The following is a 16,524-nucleotide window of genomic DNA, read 5'->3' on the forward strand; positions in this document are numbered from 1 at the left end:
TTCACCTCCTTTCAACAAGAAAATAGAGCGCTTACATTTGATTTGAGAAAATGACATGAATCAACTAAACTACCCTGACTCATGTCATTCGGATATTAACTTATTAAAAGCACAATGGAATCCAATCAAGTAGACTTTATCAGTTGAATGAAGTTAGCTTTCAAAATTTACAAGGACATGAACCATCTGCTTAGCTTCAAGCCTTAACTCAATAGTATGGTTCTGAATATTAGTGATTTCAGATAAAATCTCTTCTAACACATTTGTCTGAAAAGCCTCATAAATTTTTCGACTCGGAAGATGAAGCTTGGCGTTCACCTTCTGATCCGTGCAATTGCTAAGGCGTACAACGATACCTGTCCCTTCCTCGGACGGCTTAACGTCGAAAACCTGAACGCCCTCTCCGCTTATCTGAATAAATTGCCCATTTTCCTCTTCATTGCATGCTATAGCAGGAGTTATTAATACCGGAGATACGGCCCGGACAGCCGATTCCATAACAGAAGCCGGATCAAAAGATTGGAATGTAGACAGCACGTAGGTGAAGGAAACCGCCCCTGGCTGGCGTGCTCGAAAGTTTGTATCCCAATAATTATTCATCGGCCATGCTAACAGAAGCGGATTTGCATGCCTCTCGATGCTTTTCTGCTCCTTGCCAAAGTTAAAGTTACCGACCTGTACGAGTGGCGCATCCGGGCAAATTAAAGTAACCCCATGAGAGCCGTCGTATACGGAAACACTCTTATCTACCGTAATGTAGTCTCTGCAAACACCCGGTAATTGCTGTGCATCCAGTTCGACGAATTGCCCTGCTGTATCATATTGACAGCGCCATGATCCAATATTTAGTGGAATTGCAAAATAAGTGCCTTCCGGAGTTGTAATGTCTTGTTTATTGTAGGAAACCTTCATTTCGATATCAGCAGAATAATCAAAAAAGGTAAATCTCTGCTCCAGATGATCCACACCAGGTGCTTCAAAGCGAAGGATCAAGGTAACACAATGCGCGCTTCGCTCTACGTAGCAAGACTTCATTTGCGTATACGTTTGTCTCTTAGCTTTCCAATCGTGATTCCATACACTAATACCGTTATTCCCTTTTTCTACATCTCTTGGAAATAGGGTGCTGCGATGATTTGGATGATAAACGGGATCAATCGTTTCCTGCACATATTGAAATAATGTCCAAGGGCTGGATAAGTCAAGCACTTCCCAATTTTGTACTTTATCGTACAGACTCGTAATACGGCCTGTTAAAGGGTCAAAACTGCATTTATGGAAGGGAGTTTCAATATACCCCTCATCAATTGTTATATCTCGAGACCAAAGCCCTTCTTCAACCCACTCAATGGTGCCTGAATGGGATGAAATTAACGGCGATAATTCGGCTTCTTGCAATGTTTGAAACGGAATTTTCCGCCAGCTGAACGGAGGCAGCTCGATCTTCCCATAGCTCGCTCCTGAATGATTAGCTTCATTGTTCATCAGCACTTGACGCATTCTGTCTGCTCTAAGGTGTCTTCCCGGCGTCTTAAAACTTGATAGAATACGAATGTCGTGAGTCACCGGAACAGAGGACGGATTCACAATCATAATTCCCTCAGGTTCTTCCGATTGCAGCGGATTTTCGGCCAGTTTCTCCATTTGGACCCCTAATAAATAGCCTGTCAAGCTGTTGGCCAAATAGGCATAATGGGCTTTATGCATCCACCCAATATCGACATTTATATGATCGGGCTCAGAAATCGAATTGAAAGTCCCCCAAGTATGTTCATCGTATAAAAGAATTTGTTCCCATGCCTGCTCTTTGATTTGAAGATAGGATGGGTTCTCCTCACGCTTAAAAGCATCCATGAGCTCGACCGCTTTCATACCCTGTTTTGTTCTGCGATTCAACTTGGTCTCTTTAGCCGCACTTCCTGAACCGAAATTCCAGTAGTCCGTCCAATCGCCCGAGTGTACATGTAATTGTGAATCGTATTTTTTAACCTTTGCGTACAATTGCTCTGGTGTTACAAACGAAATTGTCTGTTCCCGCCCTTCACCATTCCAGGATTTGATTAACTCCGCCAGATCTCGATCCGGTGGATTGTTATCATAGAGCGGTAAATTCGTGGCAGTCAAATAGATGAAATCAAACGGATAATCCGGAGTGGATTCGATTTTCTCCACATATTTGGCCAGTCCTTCCGCCATAATGTTCGTATCTTTAGCATTTACATTGCAGATTTGGCTGAAAAGCGAATAGTGTTCACCATTGAAAGTGAGCAGCTTTCTTCGATCAGGCGTTTGCCAATGGAATGCGCTTGGCCGCGTCAAAGGAAATCCGCCAAAATGGATATTAATGCCCATAATAAAAAATTCCACGCCGGCATCCAGTAATAGCTGGCTATATGGCCAAGGCTGACCGTTTATATCATGATTAATCGCCGTTTTGATATCAATCCCGAACCGGGTTCGCAGTTGTTTTAGCGGATATAGCATCTTGGCGATCTGTTCCGGCGAGCAAAGAGGAGTTGCATGCAATAGATTCGCTGAAATACTCATTTGCCCATTTTGTAAGAAGCGTTTGAACTGTTCAACCTGTCTTGACGTGGCTGTCTCGAGCCATTGCAGAACAGGCAGTGTAGCTTCACAGGTCCAACGGAATTTATTCAGTTCAGACCAATCCTCCGTTAATTCACACAATTGCAACGCTTGATCGATATAATTCTTTTGCATTTCAAGCAAGATTGGCTGTGCATGTGTATACCCGACATCCAAATGACTGTGATGAAGCACAAGCACTTCTTTAATTTTAGACATCATCATCCACCTCAATTAACTGTACTCATAAAGAACCGCTGGACTTACCCTTGGGAGAAGGCCAGCGGCTATCGTTCGTTATTTACTTGCCTTCCAGGCATCAATCTGCTTTTGCATTTCAGCAAGTAATTTATCAAGTCCGGCTTTCTTCAGCTTGTCATTCATTTTTGGCAAGTAGACATCCGGATCAGCTGTTCCCGTTATCAGACCGGCATAGAACTCATCCACGACCGAGGCTGTCTGTGCCAATTCACTCTTCACATTCGTTGGATCGAAAGAGAATCCGAGTAATTTAGAAGGAATTGCTGCTGCGTTCTTGTCAGGTCCTGCAGGGTACCATTTCGGTTGTGTCGGGCTTGTGCGGTAAGAATTGAACATGTTGCCATATTCCCAGCCTGAATCTGCCCAGTAGCCGGCATTATCAATTTTCTTGATTAAATCGTCGCCGACTTTAGTGTAGTGCTTTCCTTCAATACCGTAGCTCATCAGGTTAAACAGTTTTGGATCGGAGTATAGCAAGTTGTAGAACATGATAGCTCTTGCCGGATCTTTGGACGTACGGGAGACGGCCGTCATCGTTGCAATAATCGAGCCAGTGCTCATATATGGTTTGGAAAACTCAACCGGAAGAACATTAGTCGCATCTCCCCCGCCAAATTTTTGAGCGACATTCGCAGCGCTGTCAGGATTGATGACTGTAAATGTGGAAGAGATATATTTGCCTGCATTCTCGTCAGCATTGACATCTTTCAAAGTACTGGCGTCCTTGCGAATAATCCCTTTAGCATTCCATTCACGCATCTGCTTGAGGAAACTAATAAATTCAGGTGTTTCATATACGTTAACGACTTTGGAGGAATTATCATCGATACGGACAACACCCGGGTTCTTTTGGGAGAAGTATTCCAAGCCAAGCGCCGATCCATAATTACCTAACACATCGGTGTCGCTTTTCAAGCTAAATGCATATTTATCTTTTTCATTTTGAGCAATTTTCTCCAAGAACGGCGTCAAATCTTCAAGCTTTTTGAATTGATCCGGTTTGAAGCCGTATTTATCTACATACGTTTTGTTAAGTAACACGCCCGGGGTTCTTGCAAGAACTTGCGTATTGATGATGGCATACAGCTTGCCTTTAATTTTTGCTGCATCCCATGCATTTTTTGGCACCTGTTTTAAGATATCCGGACCGTATTTCGGTAATAAATCCGTGATATCAAGAAACGCACCCTTATTCACATTTTGCACATAATCATTCGTCCAGTTGGAGGTGAAAATCAAATCTGCTTTCTCACCGGTAGCGAGAAGGGTTTGCATTTTTTGATCATATGCACCCCAGTCCACAAGTTGGATGTCCAACGTTGCGTTAATTTTTTCCTTCGTAATCTTGCTCATTTCTTCGGCAACCGCTTTTGCATCTGGAAATACGCTTTGAGGCAAGTACCAAGTAATGACATACGGGTCGAGCTTTTTGCTGCTTTCAGTTGCTGCAGCACTGCTCCCTGGCGTACTGCTTGCAGCTGGGGATGGAGATGCATTTTGTTTCTCGCCGCATGCGCTTAGCAGTGTGCTTAAGGACAACATACTTGCCAAAGCGAGTGTCGTGATTTTTAATTTTCTTTTCACTGTGAAACCCTCCTTTAATCTGTTTGCTGTATCTATTATCATCCGATACTCGGAACGATAATCTGACTCATTTCGCCTTCAGCCCTTAACAGCGCCTACCGTCAAGCCTTTAATTAAATACTTCTGGAAGAAAGGGAAGGCGAATAACATGGGCCCTGCAGCCAATATGGCGATCGCCATCCGGGATGATTCTGCAGGAATTTGACTAAGATCAATGCTGATCCCGGCTTGAACACTTGTAGTTAGAAATTCGATATTGGACATAATTCGCTGTAAGTAATATTGAAGCGGAATCAAGTCTTGATTGTTGATATATAACAGAGCCAGCCACCAGTCGTTCCAATACGCCAGAGCGTAGAACAACCCGACAGTCGCTAAAGCCGGTTTGGAAAGCGGCAGGATAATCCGTACAAAAGTGCTCAATTCCGAAGAACCGTCGATTTTGGCTGACTCGATAATTTCAAATGGCAGGCTCTGCATGAAGCCTCTCATTAGCATAGTAAACCAAGCGCTTACGCCATACGGAAGAATCATTGCCCAGATCGTATCCTGAATGTGCAGAAGATTCGTGACAACCATGTAAGAAGGTACTAGTCCTGCATTAAATAATAATGTAAAGAACACGAAAAATGTTGTAATTCTACCATACCTATAGTCCTTCCGCGTCATCACATAAGCGAGTGAAGAGGTGAGAAGGAGACTAAGCGCAGTTCCCACTGCCGTAACAATAATAGTAATCATATAAGCGTGCAAAAGCGCTTTTGGCGTTTGGAAAATATACGTATACGCAAGAAATGTGATTCTCTTAGGAATCAATTGATATCCATATTTAGCAATGTCTCCATCATAAGAAAGTGAAACGGATATGACGTAGAGAAGAGGAATAATAATAATGGCCGACATAACCGTGAACAGGATGACTATAAATGCGTTATTGGTACTTTTGTTTTCAATTGATGCTTGCAAGCATTTCACCTCCCTTAAAATAAAGCGTTCTCTTTATTCACTTTCTTCACGATCAGATTCGTTACCACAACCAAGATTAAACCAACAACGGATTGATACAGTCCCGCAGCAGATGCCATCCCCAAATCCCCGGTAACACGCAAAGATCTAAACACATAAGTATCGATAACATCGGTTGTTTCATACAAAGTGCCTGCGTTGCGAGGTATGAAATAAAACAATCCGAAATCGGAGTAAAAAATGCGCCCAACATTCAAAATCACCAGCAATGTAATTAAAGGAAAGATTAGCGGAATCGAAATTTTCATGATTTGCTGAAATCGGGATGCTCCATCAATGGAAGCGGCCTCATAATAACTGGCATCAATCGAGATTAATCCGGTAAAAAAGATAATCGCCGTATAGCCAACATTTTTCCATAAATAAGTAATCGTTAAGATGAATGGCCAATATTCGGGTGCGCTGTACCAATCCACGCCTGCAATATGAAAATATTCCATAACTTTATTAATAACTCCATAGGTCGGATTAAGTAAGATATAGCTGACGAAGCCAACGACAACCCAGGATAAAAAATAGGGGAAAAACAAAACCGTTTGAAAGATCTTTACCATTCTTCTGCTAAGTTCAGCCATGAGGACGCCAACGATAACGGATACAAAAATGCCTATCGCAATAAACCAACCGTTTAATAGAAGCGTGTTGCGTGTAATCCGAAAAGCATCCTGGGAACTAAAGAAGAATTTAAAGTTGTTGAATCCTACCCAGTCACTGCCCCAAATACCTTTGGCATAGTTGATATCCTTAAATGCGATAACAATGCCAAACATCGGCAGATAGTAAAATACAACAACAAACAGGATCGCCGGTAAACTGATTAGAAATAAGCTCTTTGATCGTAAAAAGTGTTTCCATTCATTTCGTAATGTCCTTATGATTCTCAACATCCTCAGTCCTTCCTAACCATCACCCTTATAGAGGTGCATCTGTATGAGACGATCATACTCAATCATTCGATTTCTCGTATACTGCTCATTTTTGCAGCATTAAAAAAGTACTGTACATATCGTAATTTGCCGTAAAATCTACTGTACTTTTCACAAAAAAACCATCGCCCCGTTGGCGATGGTTAAAATTTGGCTTAAATGCGATCTTTTTGAGCCTTGTAATCTCTAGGCGTAGTCCCAAATTTGCTTTTGAACAGCTTGTAGAAATAGCTCTCGTTCTCGATACCCACCTTGACCATAATTTCTTGAATGCTAAGTTGAGAATTTTCCATCCATTCCACAGCTTTATTTAATCGGACGTGGTTGATATATTCGGGGATCGTCATCCCGAAATGCTCTTTTACGATTTTACTCAATTTATATGAGGATAATTTAAGCATATCAGAAATGCTCGAAGCACCCAGCGAGGTATCGGAATAATTGGTTTCAATAATGTCCCTTATCGTGTCCGCCTCAACCGTATTCCCTTTGGCGGCTGCTTCTTTGCCCTCATCAGCGATTGACTGTAAGATGCCAAGCAGGCGCTCCTTGAACTCATCAAGCGTTTCAACCTCATAGAATTCCTTGTACCTCAGGGTATTATGAACGCTTATAGGCTCCTTTCTAGTCTGATTTGACTCATAGATCACTTTTTTGAATCGGTGAACGATATGCATATTGACATACATAACATCACTGTATGTTAATTTTTTTATTTTTAAAAAGAGATCCTCTAGTCGCTCTGTTGCTTTTCCAAAATCGCCTCTTCTTACCGTGTCAAAAAATTTATTCTCCAGCTCCAGTACTTGCTCAATTTCGACACGGCTATCCGTGAGATCGGAAATAAGAGCCTTTGAGATGATGGATCCCTTCCCGTACATATATCTGTAGTCACTGTTAGACATTGTATTGTTAAATTCAGCAGTAATTTCGGTATAATCTGTTATTCTTTTACTTAATGCAGTTGAAACCGAAAGCTTATAAAATCTCTGAAGGCAGCTTTGCGCTTCATGCAGGTATTGTTCTAATTTCTTCTCATCTTCATCAATAACATCTACATTCATCAGGATTGTGAAGGAATCATCCTTCATATCAACCATTTGAACAACAAATGATTTGGAAATGCACTCCGTCGTGATGTTCATAATAGCGAATCTGAGTAACTCCCTCTCATCCATATTCTTACTATTCAAAAATCGTTTATAGTCATCTATACGCAGAATACATATGAGTATTGGCTTCTCTTTCACCAGAGATACGTTTAATTCCCGGAGTAAATCATCAAACTCATTTGAATTCAAGCTATTGCTGTTAAAAAGCAGCTTTCTCAAAAAATAAAGTTTCATGATGCCGATGTTCTTCTTCTTTTCTACATGGTATTGCTTGATACGCTCTTTAGACTTTTGATAAACCTCAGTTAGATAGGAGAATTCATCATGGGTCCTAGGCGACAAGCGGCTACCCTCATCCTCCTCATCATCCATTAACGCTGTAACTTCAACCAGTCTTTTTACAGGACTGTAAATACCTCTTGAAACAGACATAGACAACAACAAAGCTACGATCAGGATGATCAACGTAATGAGCAGGATCGTGTCTAAAAGTTGTTTCAAACTGGCATAAACTTCGTTATAGGGTTTGCCTTCCAGCAACGTCCAGCCTGTATTACTCAAATGAATATAAGATATAAGGTACTTTTCATGGTTTATCGACTCCGTAAAGAAACCAGGTGTTTCTTTGGCAGTTGATTGTTGATTCATAACCAATTGCTCATAAGCGGCCTTTAATGATGCACCCAATGACGTATCCGTTATCGTTTTGGTTGGATCCGCCTCGATAAACTGGCCATTGCTGTCCAAAACATACAATTGACTGTGCACACTATCATTCAACTGGTTGATTGCTTTGATATTATTTAGTAACCAGTCCAGCTTGATGTTGAGAATAACAGCGCCATCCATATTATTTTCACTGTCCACATTCTCGCACATGATATAACTTAATACCGTATCGTATTTCTTACCGGTGGAGGTATTGTTGACCTCCGTATTACGAACAATGGCCTTTAACAACGGTATATTCGTATAGGTTTTAAGAATTTGCTCCAATTGGTGATCATTGTGAAAGATACCATCGGATGTCGAATAGTACACATGTTTATGATTATTATAGATATAGATAGATTGTATAAATGGATTGTTTGCTACGAGGGTATTGTTTAAATTGTTCAGTATCTTCAAATTTTCAAATGTTTCACTCTCATTTAAATACATAAGTGCTTTAACATCGTTATTACTATAAGTTGAGAGAGTAAGATTACGAATCATCGAATCCAGATAGTCGATATTATATTTCATCTGCAATAATACCTTCTGGCTGTTTTCGTACTCTCTGTTAAGCACCTTATTCTCTACATTAAAGTAAATGAGTGCTGAGAAAGAAGAGATGATTAGCAGCGTGATACAAGTGATCCAAATAAAAATACGAGTGAAATACTTGTTACGCTTAAAAAACTTGATGCTTTTCATTCGTACTTACTCCTTACTCATTGTGGAATAAAAGCTATTGACGTTCCTGTTCTCAATTCGGATTTGCAGATGTGTCCGTATGCTTCATTCTTTGCCTTGCCTTCAATTAAATTCAACATTTTTTTAGCTGCAAGCTGTCCCATTTCATAGAATGGCTGATTCATCCCTGCTATCTTAAGTCCTAGCCGTCGATTCAAATTATCGGCATCGTAGGTAACCATCGATATATCGGTTGGAATTTCTTTTCGCATCCGCTCTATTGTTAATAGCGTTGCTTCAGCAATTTGATCATTGGCCGTAAACACAGCTGTAAAATCCAAACTTTTCAATTTAGCCTCCAAATTGAAGGAGAATACTTGTTTTTCATCCTCAAAATTTTCCTTCCTTGTAGGAATGAAAAGGTCATATTCACTAGACCACTCCATACCACCGTCAAGAATAGCTTGTTTAAAGCCAAGCAGCCTTTCATTGAAAGTGCTTACATTGGAATTTCTAATAAACAATATTTTTCTATGTCCTTGTGCTATAAGTTGATTTGTAAGCTTATACGCTCCAGCCATATTATCGCTTGTAACAAACGGAACATTTAACTCGTGCACATAGCGATCTAGGAAAACAATTTTGATGTCATTTTGTAAAAGAAAATTACATAATCTTTGAAAATTCTCAATCTGCCCCTGTTCAATGATAGGACACATAATGATACCTTCAAATCCTTTAGATACAGCTCGTTTGACTAATACTTCAAGTTTATCAAAGTCTTGACCGTCACTAGACGGTAGAAGGTTCAATCCATAAGTATGTAATACATCCTCAATCCCTCTAAGTGCGCTCGACCATAAAGGATTATCGATCCCCATGACAAATGCCGCCACAAGTCCTGAACCACCTTTAACTCCTTCCAGAGTAACACCATTATCGATATACGTACCTCTTCGGCTATCCCGCTTTAGTAATCCTGATGTAACCAATTCTTTTATAGCCTTCTCCACTGTATTCACACTGGCGTTATAATATCCGGCCAATTCCCTGCTGGATGGAAGACGTCCCCCAGAAATCCACTCCCTGTCTATAATCCTTTGGCGAAGATGCTGGGTTATTTTTTCGAATGCATACATACAGAGTCGCTCCATCCTTTCTATTAGCCTTAAGAAAAACTTAAATCATTGTATCATCTGTGTCAATTTAATTATTATTTTTTCGTTTTTGTATTATAAAAGACCGGGATGCGTCCGTTTCATAATAGTACTGGGATTCTCACGCAGGCGATTGATTTCGGCGCACAGTATGTCAATGCACAGGTGATGGACTCATTCGTCATCGGGGATGGGGCGATCGCTTTGCTGAACAGATTGATCAACGAAGCGAATGCCGAACATCCGATGGTGCCACATTTAATGCGCTGGTGGGAGAAAGGAGTTCGGAATTGGCTGCAGGAAGCTCAGCCGGGAGATGTGCTTCCGTTTCTTCCCGAGCTCGGGCCTCCCTCTTACGGCATTACGTCCGACAACTATGCGACAAACCGGCTGGAAATTTCGGACCGCTGGCAGCAGGCGCTCCTGTTCAAGCAGCTTATTGAGAGGTTTGGCAGCGAGCGCAGCGTGCTTAGACAAACGCCGGCGGGCCTCCGGAATCTTCCGGGGGCCCGCTCTCATTGCAATGAAGACGATTCCTTTAAAATTTCATACCCTTCAGTCCCTATGAAAAACTTCCTCCATAGATGCCCACCATTCGCCTGCAAGCCGCGTCTCCAAAGGCTCTTGGCATGGATCGCAAAGTTCCCACCATTTTTGGGTTGTTGGATCTGCTGCCATCTTAGCCATATCCTGCTTAAAGTCTTCACCGATGTACTCAAAGTAACTAAATAAATAGCCTTCTTTATAATAAATAGAATAATTTCGAATATTGCACTCGTGGATCATCGTCAGAACGTCTGGCCATACATTGACATGTAGCATTTTATATTTATCCAGCTTCACGGGCTTAACCTTGATTACACTTCCATATCGATTCATACTGGCACGCACCACCTTTTTTATCCCTTCTCCAAATTCCAAAAATGCTGATGAGCATCTTAGGAGTAAGCTCCTTCTCTTGATCTCATCTTACGCGATACTCATTAAAAAACTTGGGCAAAATGGTTGTCGATGCTCCAGGCATTTCAGGCAGCACATAATGCCCCTCTTTTACAGTCGCAGGCTCTTCAAAAATGTGACGAATCCAAGGGATATATTCGAGCATTATGGCATTTTGCGTAGATGCTACAAGGTGCTGATGAATTTGACCCATATCGCCGACATGCGGACAAATCGGCACATCGTAGGAAGCAGCTAAACCTGCGACCTGCAGCCATTCCGTAATCCCGGCTACACGTGTGACGTCAACCTGGCAATATTCGACTGCCCCCTGGTGAATGTAATCCCTGAACGCATATTTGTTGTACACATGTTCTCCAAGTGCAATGGGAACGTTTAACTCGTCAGCCAATTTTTTATGTCCCATAATATCATCCGGATTCAATGGTTCCTCCAGCCAGAAAAGATCAAATTCCTCCAGCTTTTTGCCCCAGGTCATGGCTGTATTGATGTTCCACTGCTGATTGACGTCGATCATAAAAATGATATCGTCTCCGATCGCTTTTCTTACTGCCTTACATCGATCATAGTCTTCACGCGGATCAGATTTGCCCACTTTGATTTTCACGCCAGTAAAGCCCTGTTCCACAATATCAGTAACGTCCTGCAGCAACCGCTCCTTGGTCCAGTTAAGCCAGCCGCCGTTCGTATTGTAGGCTTTAATCGGTTTCGACTTCGCTCCTCCGAGGTACTTCCACAGAGGCTTATTCGACGCTTTCGCCATAATGTCCCAAAGCGCAATATCTACAGCTGCCAGCGCCATATGTGTGACACCCGAACGGCCGATCCAGTGCATTTTTCCAAATCGCATCTCATCCCACAGTTCTTTGACCATGAAAGGATCTTTGCCAATTAAAAGAGGGGCATAGTATTTCTCGATCGTATCCACGATCATATCATCGCCATGTGCACATGTTCCTGTGTATCCATAACCGACAAAGCCCTCGTCCGTATAAATGCGCACACCGGCTAATCCCCAGTGTGTAGCGACGTTAATAGCGTCGGTAATCGGCGGTGTAATTGGCACGTGCAATACAAAACTTTCCACTTTCGTAATTTTCATCTGATGCAGCTCCTTAGATTTATATTTAGTAACCAAGCGAAGCCCCGCCGTCAACGGGAAGAGCTACTCCTGTAACGAAACCGGATTGTGGACTGGCCAAATAGAGCGCCACCTGAGCAACTTCTTCCGATGTAGCCGGGCGTCCCAGCGCATGCATGTCATTCAATATCTGAATGGTTGCTGCCGGATCAGCCTGCTCTTGAATCCATTGCTGCAAGAGTGGTGTAGAGACTCCGGCAGGGCAGATACAATTTACACGAATTCCATCCTTGGCGTAATCTAGTGCCAGAGATTTCGTCAAAGCAATAATTCCGCCTTTTGTTGCGGCATATACGGGATTCATCTTTTGCCCTACTAAACCATTTAAAGAAGACATATTCACAATCGAGCCACGCGTCTTCCTTAATTCGGGGAGCGAATGCTTAATCATAAGGAACACACTCTTCAAATTGATGTTGATCAGCCGATCCCATTCATCCAATTCAATATCCTCTAGAAACTTAGGTAATATGACAGCTGCGTTATTTACAACGACATCTAGTTGATCAAACTTTCGTAAGGTCTCCTGTACAAGCGCTCTGACATCATCTTCCTTCGAAACATCTGCCTTCACCGCAACCGCATTTTGGCCCGCTGACGTTAACTCATCTGCCAAACGGGCGGCTTCCTCCAAATTCCAGTCCGCGATTACAACCTTTGCACCGTGAGCGGCAAACAGACGTACAATCGCTTCGCCAATTCCTGAGCCACCACCTGTCACGACGGCCGTTTTACCAGACAAAAGCATTTAGTTTCCCTCCTTGAGCTAATCATGTATCATGTATGATTATTATTAAAAAAAATTAAGTAAAGAAACTTCTAGTACGCAAGTGGGAGTTGCTCAAATGCTTCAGCAAAGCTTGTTCCGCTTCCTCAAAATTTCTTGATGTCAAACAACTTACAACCAGCATATGTTCATTCCATTCCTCTTCAATCACTTGCTGATCCATTCCTTTTTGAATAACCGTTAAATATCTCTGTATTCTCTGTATATACATCGTGATCAGGTTCTTCAATGAAAGATTTGAACAATAATCAAGTATTAAACCATGCAAGCTCTGGTTCATCTCGGCAATCAAATTGATTTTCTCTACAATTTCCGTCGGCTTTCTGTTCGACCATCTCTCCATCTCTGCTTTCAAATCAACCAGCATGGAACTAGGTATATTAGGAGCTGCTTTTCTAATGGCCATGCCTTCTAATGCCAATCTAATTTCAAAAATTTCATCCAGTTCTTGAAGAGTCATCTGCGCTGCATACATGCCTTTAAATGGCACCATATTCACCAAGCCCTCAGCAGTCAATCTGGACAGCGCTTCGCGAATAGGAATATTACTGACCTCAAGATCGCGGGCCAATTGATCAATATTTATTTTTTCCCCGGGCACAATAAGGTGATTGATGATTTGTTCTTTCAATAGAGCATAAATTTCATCTGTCAATACATACCGGCTTAAACTTTTTTTCAAAATCTTCATCTCCACTAACTTCTAATCATATATCATACATGATTTATGATACCAAAAACAGGTTACACGTGCAACTTATTAAAATGCTTTGCGGTTAAGGAAGCCAGGAAACAAGCTGCTCCTGGCTTCCTAACCAGCACTTAAGTCAAATCAAGTAAACGTGATACCCCCAAGAGCACCGAGGTGTCCGGATCATCCGCAACAGCAATTCGTACCTTCCCCCATGGCGTCCAAGCGTGACGATGAACGTGTTCCTGAAGCAGTGGAACAATGTCTTTCTTCGATTTCATTAACCCTCCGCTCAAAATAACGACATCGGGGTCATAAGCGTGAATAAGATTCACAATCCCGGCGCTCCAATGTGAAATCAAGGCTTTTAAAAGATCGCCGGCCGTAGCATCCGATGACTTGACTGCTTCTAGAATCGTCATATAATTCACGTCCTCAGCGCAGGCGAGCAGGCTATGTTCGAAGCCGGGATGCCTTCTCGCCAAGTTACCGAGCGCCCAATGTCCTGCCTGAGCCTCCAAACATCCAATGTTTCCGCAATTGCATGCTTTGCCATGAATATCCGTGGTCAAATGTCCTCCGAGGATGCCAGCTTGATAATGACGCCCCCGCAGGATTTGACCATTGATCAAGGCAGCCGATCCGATCCCCGTGCCGAACGTCATCAATACGGCATCGGTTTCTCCGCATGCCACCCCATAAGCGGTTTCCCCGATAAGCGCTGCTCGGGCGTCATTTTCAAGAATGCAGGGTAATGAGAACGTTTCTTCAACCCATTTCTGAAAAGAAAAACCTACCGCATCCGAATACTTGTCGTTAATCGATAAAATGGTTCGGTTCGCTGTATCCACCAGTCCAGGCGTCGCGATCCCGATTCCGGCACATTCGGACATCGATGAGCCGTTGTGGGCAATCAGTTTATGGATAGTTCTTACAACGTCCGGAAGACGTTTCAAGAGCCCGCTTTCTGAATGGGCCGGAATGCTTGCTTTCGAGATGACTTCCCCATTTTTCACCAACCCGATTTTGATATTCGTTCCGCCAAAGTCAACTGCAATATTCATCGATTGCCTTCCCCCACGTCCACGCCAATCTGCTATCTGACATAAGCTTTAATCGTTCCTAGACACTGTCCCTGTGATCGCTCTGCCGGCCGTATCGTATATGCTCCAACAGCGGCCGGTACGATGAACGTCTCCGCATAATGGATGCTAAACGGCTCAAAGGCTCCCGTCGGACTTTCTACAATGGCTTCTTCCCCCTCAACCAGGTTCAGTACATGCACCCCATCCCCGGTATGATGTGGAACCACATCCGTAAACCAGTGCCTTCGTGTTTCAATAAATTCAAGCTCGTGCAGCCCCGTTTTTTCCTCAGTCCAACCTTCGCCTTCATCGATCTTGACGATTGGATTCACCAAACTGCGTTCAACCCAATTCGTAGTGCGATCCCACTGGATGTTTTTGCGGCCGTGCGCCAAATGCACCGGACGCGGCTTGCCATCCAATCCGAGCCTGTCCCAATCCCATAACTTAAACGTAAAAATATAAGGTGTTGCGCTGATTTCAAGCACCATGCCACCGGTTCCCGAACAGTGAACCGTGCCTGCCGGGATCATGAAATGATCATGCTTTTTCGCTGGAAAAACATTGATATATTTCTCAGCTGGGAAGGAGAAGCCGCCTTCCTGTGCATGTTCCAGATCCGCCAGCATTGCATTCGGGTCAATACCCTCTTTCATTCCTAGGTAGACGGTAGCTCCCGGAACCGCTTCAAGCATGTAATAGCTCTCATCCTGCGTATAGGCCATCCCGAAAGTTTCTTTCATGTAGTCTGTAATCGGGTGAACTTGCAGGCTTAAATTCTGGCCTCCGATCGTATCGAGAAAATCGAAGCGAATGGGAAACTCTGCCCCGAATCGTGTATACACCTTTTCCCCTAACAGAGCTTTGGGTTCAAAAAAGACCAGATTGATCGAAGGTACTTCGACCCGAGTACTGCCATATTGCAGATATACGCTATTTTCTTCCGGAACGCCGTCAAACCCCCATGCGTAAGGGTGCTCGCGTTTGTCCAAACCAATCTTTTCTTCGAGCCACTGCCCTCCCCATACACCGGGGTCAAAATACGGTACCAATCGAAAAGGCCGGCGAACCGCTTGCTTAAACCCTTCAAATAATGCGTCCTTGCTCAGCATCTTGGGATCGTCTTTGGCATTCGTGTCCAAATAATAATCCGCCTGCGGCAATACGGCGCGCTTCATTCGGTCCGCGGCGCGCCATTCAATGAAATAACCGCGTTTATATTTTCTCAGAATATCTTCCGCGTGATTATCTGCGAGCCAATTGCCAAATTCGAGGCTGCGGTATCTGAGCTGAATTTCCCAACGCGCCAAATCAGCGTAGACCAATATGTCTCCTTTTGACACTAACGTAGCTCCGGTGCCGATCACGATAACGAGTCCTTCGGTAATCGAGTCAATTTCACCCTGCAGCTGCGCCAATTTCCCGTGATCGTAGAAATCGCCGATATGAAACGGAGCCATATAACCAAAAACTCGATCGTCCGTCAAATATCGTTCAATCATCTCCTCCATCTGTCCCTGATCCTTGGCGGCCCGTTCGGCATAAATAACCTTTACCGGATTCAGCCCGAGTCTCAGCCCTTCCACAATCTCTTCCACACGAACAGCCGGATAGCACTCAATCGTCAGAACAAATTTATTTCTTTCGTTTATCGAGCGAAACAGCTCTTGGGCTATTTGCCCGTAACCGCTCCAAATCTCTTTTTCCCGGCCTTTGATTTCAATAACCGGTTCCTTATTGTACAAAGTTGCCATTGATCATATTCCCTTCAAGAAGATTGGTGATACTCCGTTATGCACGATTTATTACTATT

The 16,524-nt window shown here is 43.1% G+C and carries 13 protein-coding genes; all 13 read right to left on the reverse strand.

Annotated features, from left to right (window positions below; translation table 11 throughout):
• Positions 1–153 precede the first annotated feature (153 nt).
• Entirely contained in the window at positions 154–2,805 is a 2,652-nt protein-coding gene (locus ACFQZT_RS05800; protein WP_379297457.1) for a glycoside hydrolase family 38 N-terminal domain-containing protein, read from the reverse strand.
• Between the two features lie 78 nt (positions 2,806–2,883).
• On the reverse strand, positions 2,884–4,431 hold the full coding sequence (locus tag ACFQZT_RS05805) for an ABC transporter substrate-binding protein (protein WP_379297459.1): 1,548 nt from the start codon (positions 4,429–4,431) through the stop codon (positions 2,884–2,886).
• A 78-nt stretch (positions 4,432–4,509) separates the two neighbouring features.
• Positions 4,510–5,397 (reverse strand): carbohydrate ABC transporter permease, encoded by an 888-nt coding sequence (locus ACFQZT_RS05810; protein ID WP_379297461.1) that lies wholly within the window; start codon positions 5,395–5,397, stop codon positions 4,510–4,512.
• Positions 5,398–5,411: 14 nt separating this feature from the next.
• Positions 5,412–6,344 carry an ABC transporter permease gene (locus ACFQZT_RS05815; RefSeq protein WP_379297463.1) on the reverse strand — a complete coding sequence of 311 codons (933 nt, stop codon included), beginning with the start codon at positions 6,342–6,344 and terminating at the stop codon, positions 5,412–5,414.
• Positions 6,345–6,538: 194 nt separating this feature from the next.
• Positions 6,539–8,911: an AraC family transcriptional regulator gene (locus tag ACFQZT_RS05820; protein WP_379297465.1), complete on the reverse strand. Its 2,373-nt coding sequence runs from the start codon at positions 8,909–8,911 to the stop codon at positions 6,539–6,541.
• A 17-nt stretch (positions 8,912–8,928) separates the two neighbouring features.
• Complete coding sequence (locus tag ACFQZT_RS05825) at positions 8,929–10,029, reverse strand: GntR family transcriptional regulator (RefSeq protein ID WP_379297467.1); 1,101 nt, start codon at positions 10,027–10,029, stop codon at positions 8,929–8,931.
• 276 nt (positions 10,030–10,305) lie between these two features.
• Positions 10,306–10,524 carry a hypothetical protein gene (locus tag ACFQZT_RS05830; protein ID WP_379297469.1) on the reverse strand — a complete coding sequence of 73 codons (219 nt, stop codon included), beginning with the start codon at positions 10,522–10,524 and terminating at the stop codon, positions 10,306–10,308.
• A gap of 78 nt (positions 10,525–10,602) precedes the next feature.
• Entirely contained in the window at positions 10,603–10,926 is a 324-nt protein-coding gene (locus ACFQZT_RS05835) for an L-rhamnose mutarotase (RefSeq protein WP_379297471.1), read from the reverse strand.
• Between the two features lie 85 nt (positions 10,927–11,011).
• The gene (locus tag ACFQZT_RS05840) at positions 11,012–12,109 is read right to left on the reverse strand and encodes a mandelate racemase/muconate lactonizing enzyme family protein (RefSeq protein ID WP_379297473.1); all 1,098 of its coding nucleotides are present in this window, start codon (positions 12,107–12,109) and stop codon (positions 11,012–11,014) included.
• A 25-nt stretch (positions 12,110–12,134) separates the two neighbouring features.
• On the reverse strand, positions 12,135–12,896 hold the full coding sequence (locus ACFQZT_RS05845) for an SDR family NAD(P)-dependent oxidoreductase (RefSeq protein ID WP_379297475.1): 762 nt from the start codon (positions 12,894–12,896) through the stop codon (positions 12,135–12,137).
• 55 nt (positions 12,897–12,951) lie between these two features.
• Positions 12,952–13,617: a GntR family transcriptional regulator gene (locus ACFQZT_RS05850; protein WP_379297477.1), complete on the reverse strand. Its 666-nt coding sequence runs from the start codon at positions 13,615–13,617 to the stop codon at positions 12,952–12,954.
• Between the two features lie 140 nt (positions 13,618–13,757).
• Complete coding sequence (locus ACFQZT_RS05855; RefSeq protein ID WP_379297479.1) at positions 13,758–14,690, reverse strand: ROK family protein; 933 nt, start codon at positions 14,688–14,690, stop codon at positions 13,758–13,760.
• 32 nt (positions 14,691–14,722) lie between these two features.
• Entirely contained in the window at positions 14,723–16,465 is a 1,743-nt protein-coding gene (locus tag ACFQZT_RS05860) for a class I mannose-6-phosphate isomerase (protein ID WP_379297481.1), read from the reverse strand.
• Positions 16,466–16,524: the final 59 nt, after the last annotated feature.

Origin of the sequence: Paenibacillus sp. GCM10027628 (genome assembly GCF_042676385.1) — a bacterium.
Classification (GTDB): domain Bacteria; phylum Bacillota; class Bacilli; order Paenibacillales; family NBRC-103111; genus Paenibacillus_E.

Bases quoted from the DNA above. Each gene is read 5' to 3' on its own strand.
- ACFQZT_RS05840 (WP_379297473.1), bottom strand. From the start codon at position 12,109: ATGAAAATTACGAAAGTGGAAAGTTTTGTATTGCACGTGCCAATTACA.
- ACFQZT_RS05855 (WP_379297479.1), bottom strand. From the start codon at position 14,690: ATGAATATTGCAGTTGACTTTGGCGGAACGAATATCAAAATCGGGTTG.
- ACFQZT_RS05815 (WP_379297463.1), bottom strand. From the start codon at position 6,344: ATGTTGAGAATCATAAGGACATTACGAAATGAATGGAAACACTTTTTA.
- ACFQZT_RS05860 (WP_379297481.1), bottom strand. From the start codon at position 16,465: ATGGCAACTTTGTACAATAAGGAACCGGTTATTGAAATCAAAGGCCGG.
- ACFQZT_RS05820 (WP_379297465.1), bottom strand. From the start codon at position 8,911: ATGAAAAGCATCAAGTTTTTTAAGCGTAACAAGTATTTCACTCGTATT.
- ACFQZT_RS05845 (WP_379297475.1), bottom strand. From the start codon at position 12,896: ATGCTTTTGTCTGGTAAAACGGCCGTCGTGACAGGTGGTGGCTCAGGA.
- ACFQZT_RS05800 (WP_379297457.1), bottom strand. From the start codon at position 2,805: ATGTCTAAAATTAAAGAAGTGCTTGTGCTTCATCACAGTCATTTGGAT.
- ACFQZT_RS05835 (WP_379297471.1), bottom strand. From the start codon at position 10,926: ATGAATCGATATGGAAGTGTAATCAAGGTTAAGCCCGTGAAGCTGGAT.
- ACFQZT_RS05825 (WP_379297467.1), bottom strand. From the start codon at position 10,029: ATGTATGCATTCGAAAAAATAACCCAGCATCTTCGCCAAAGGATTATA.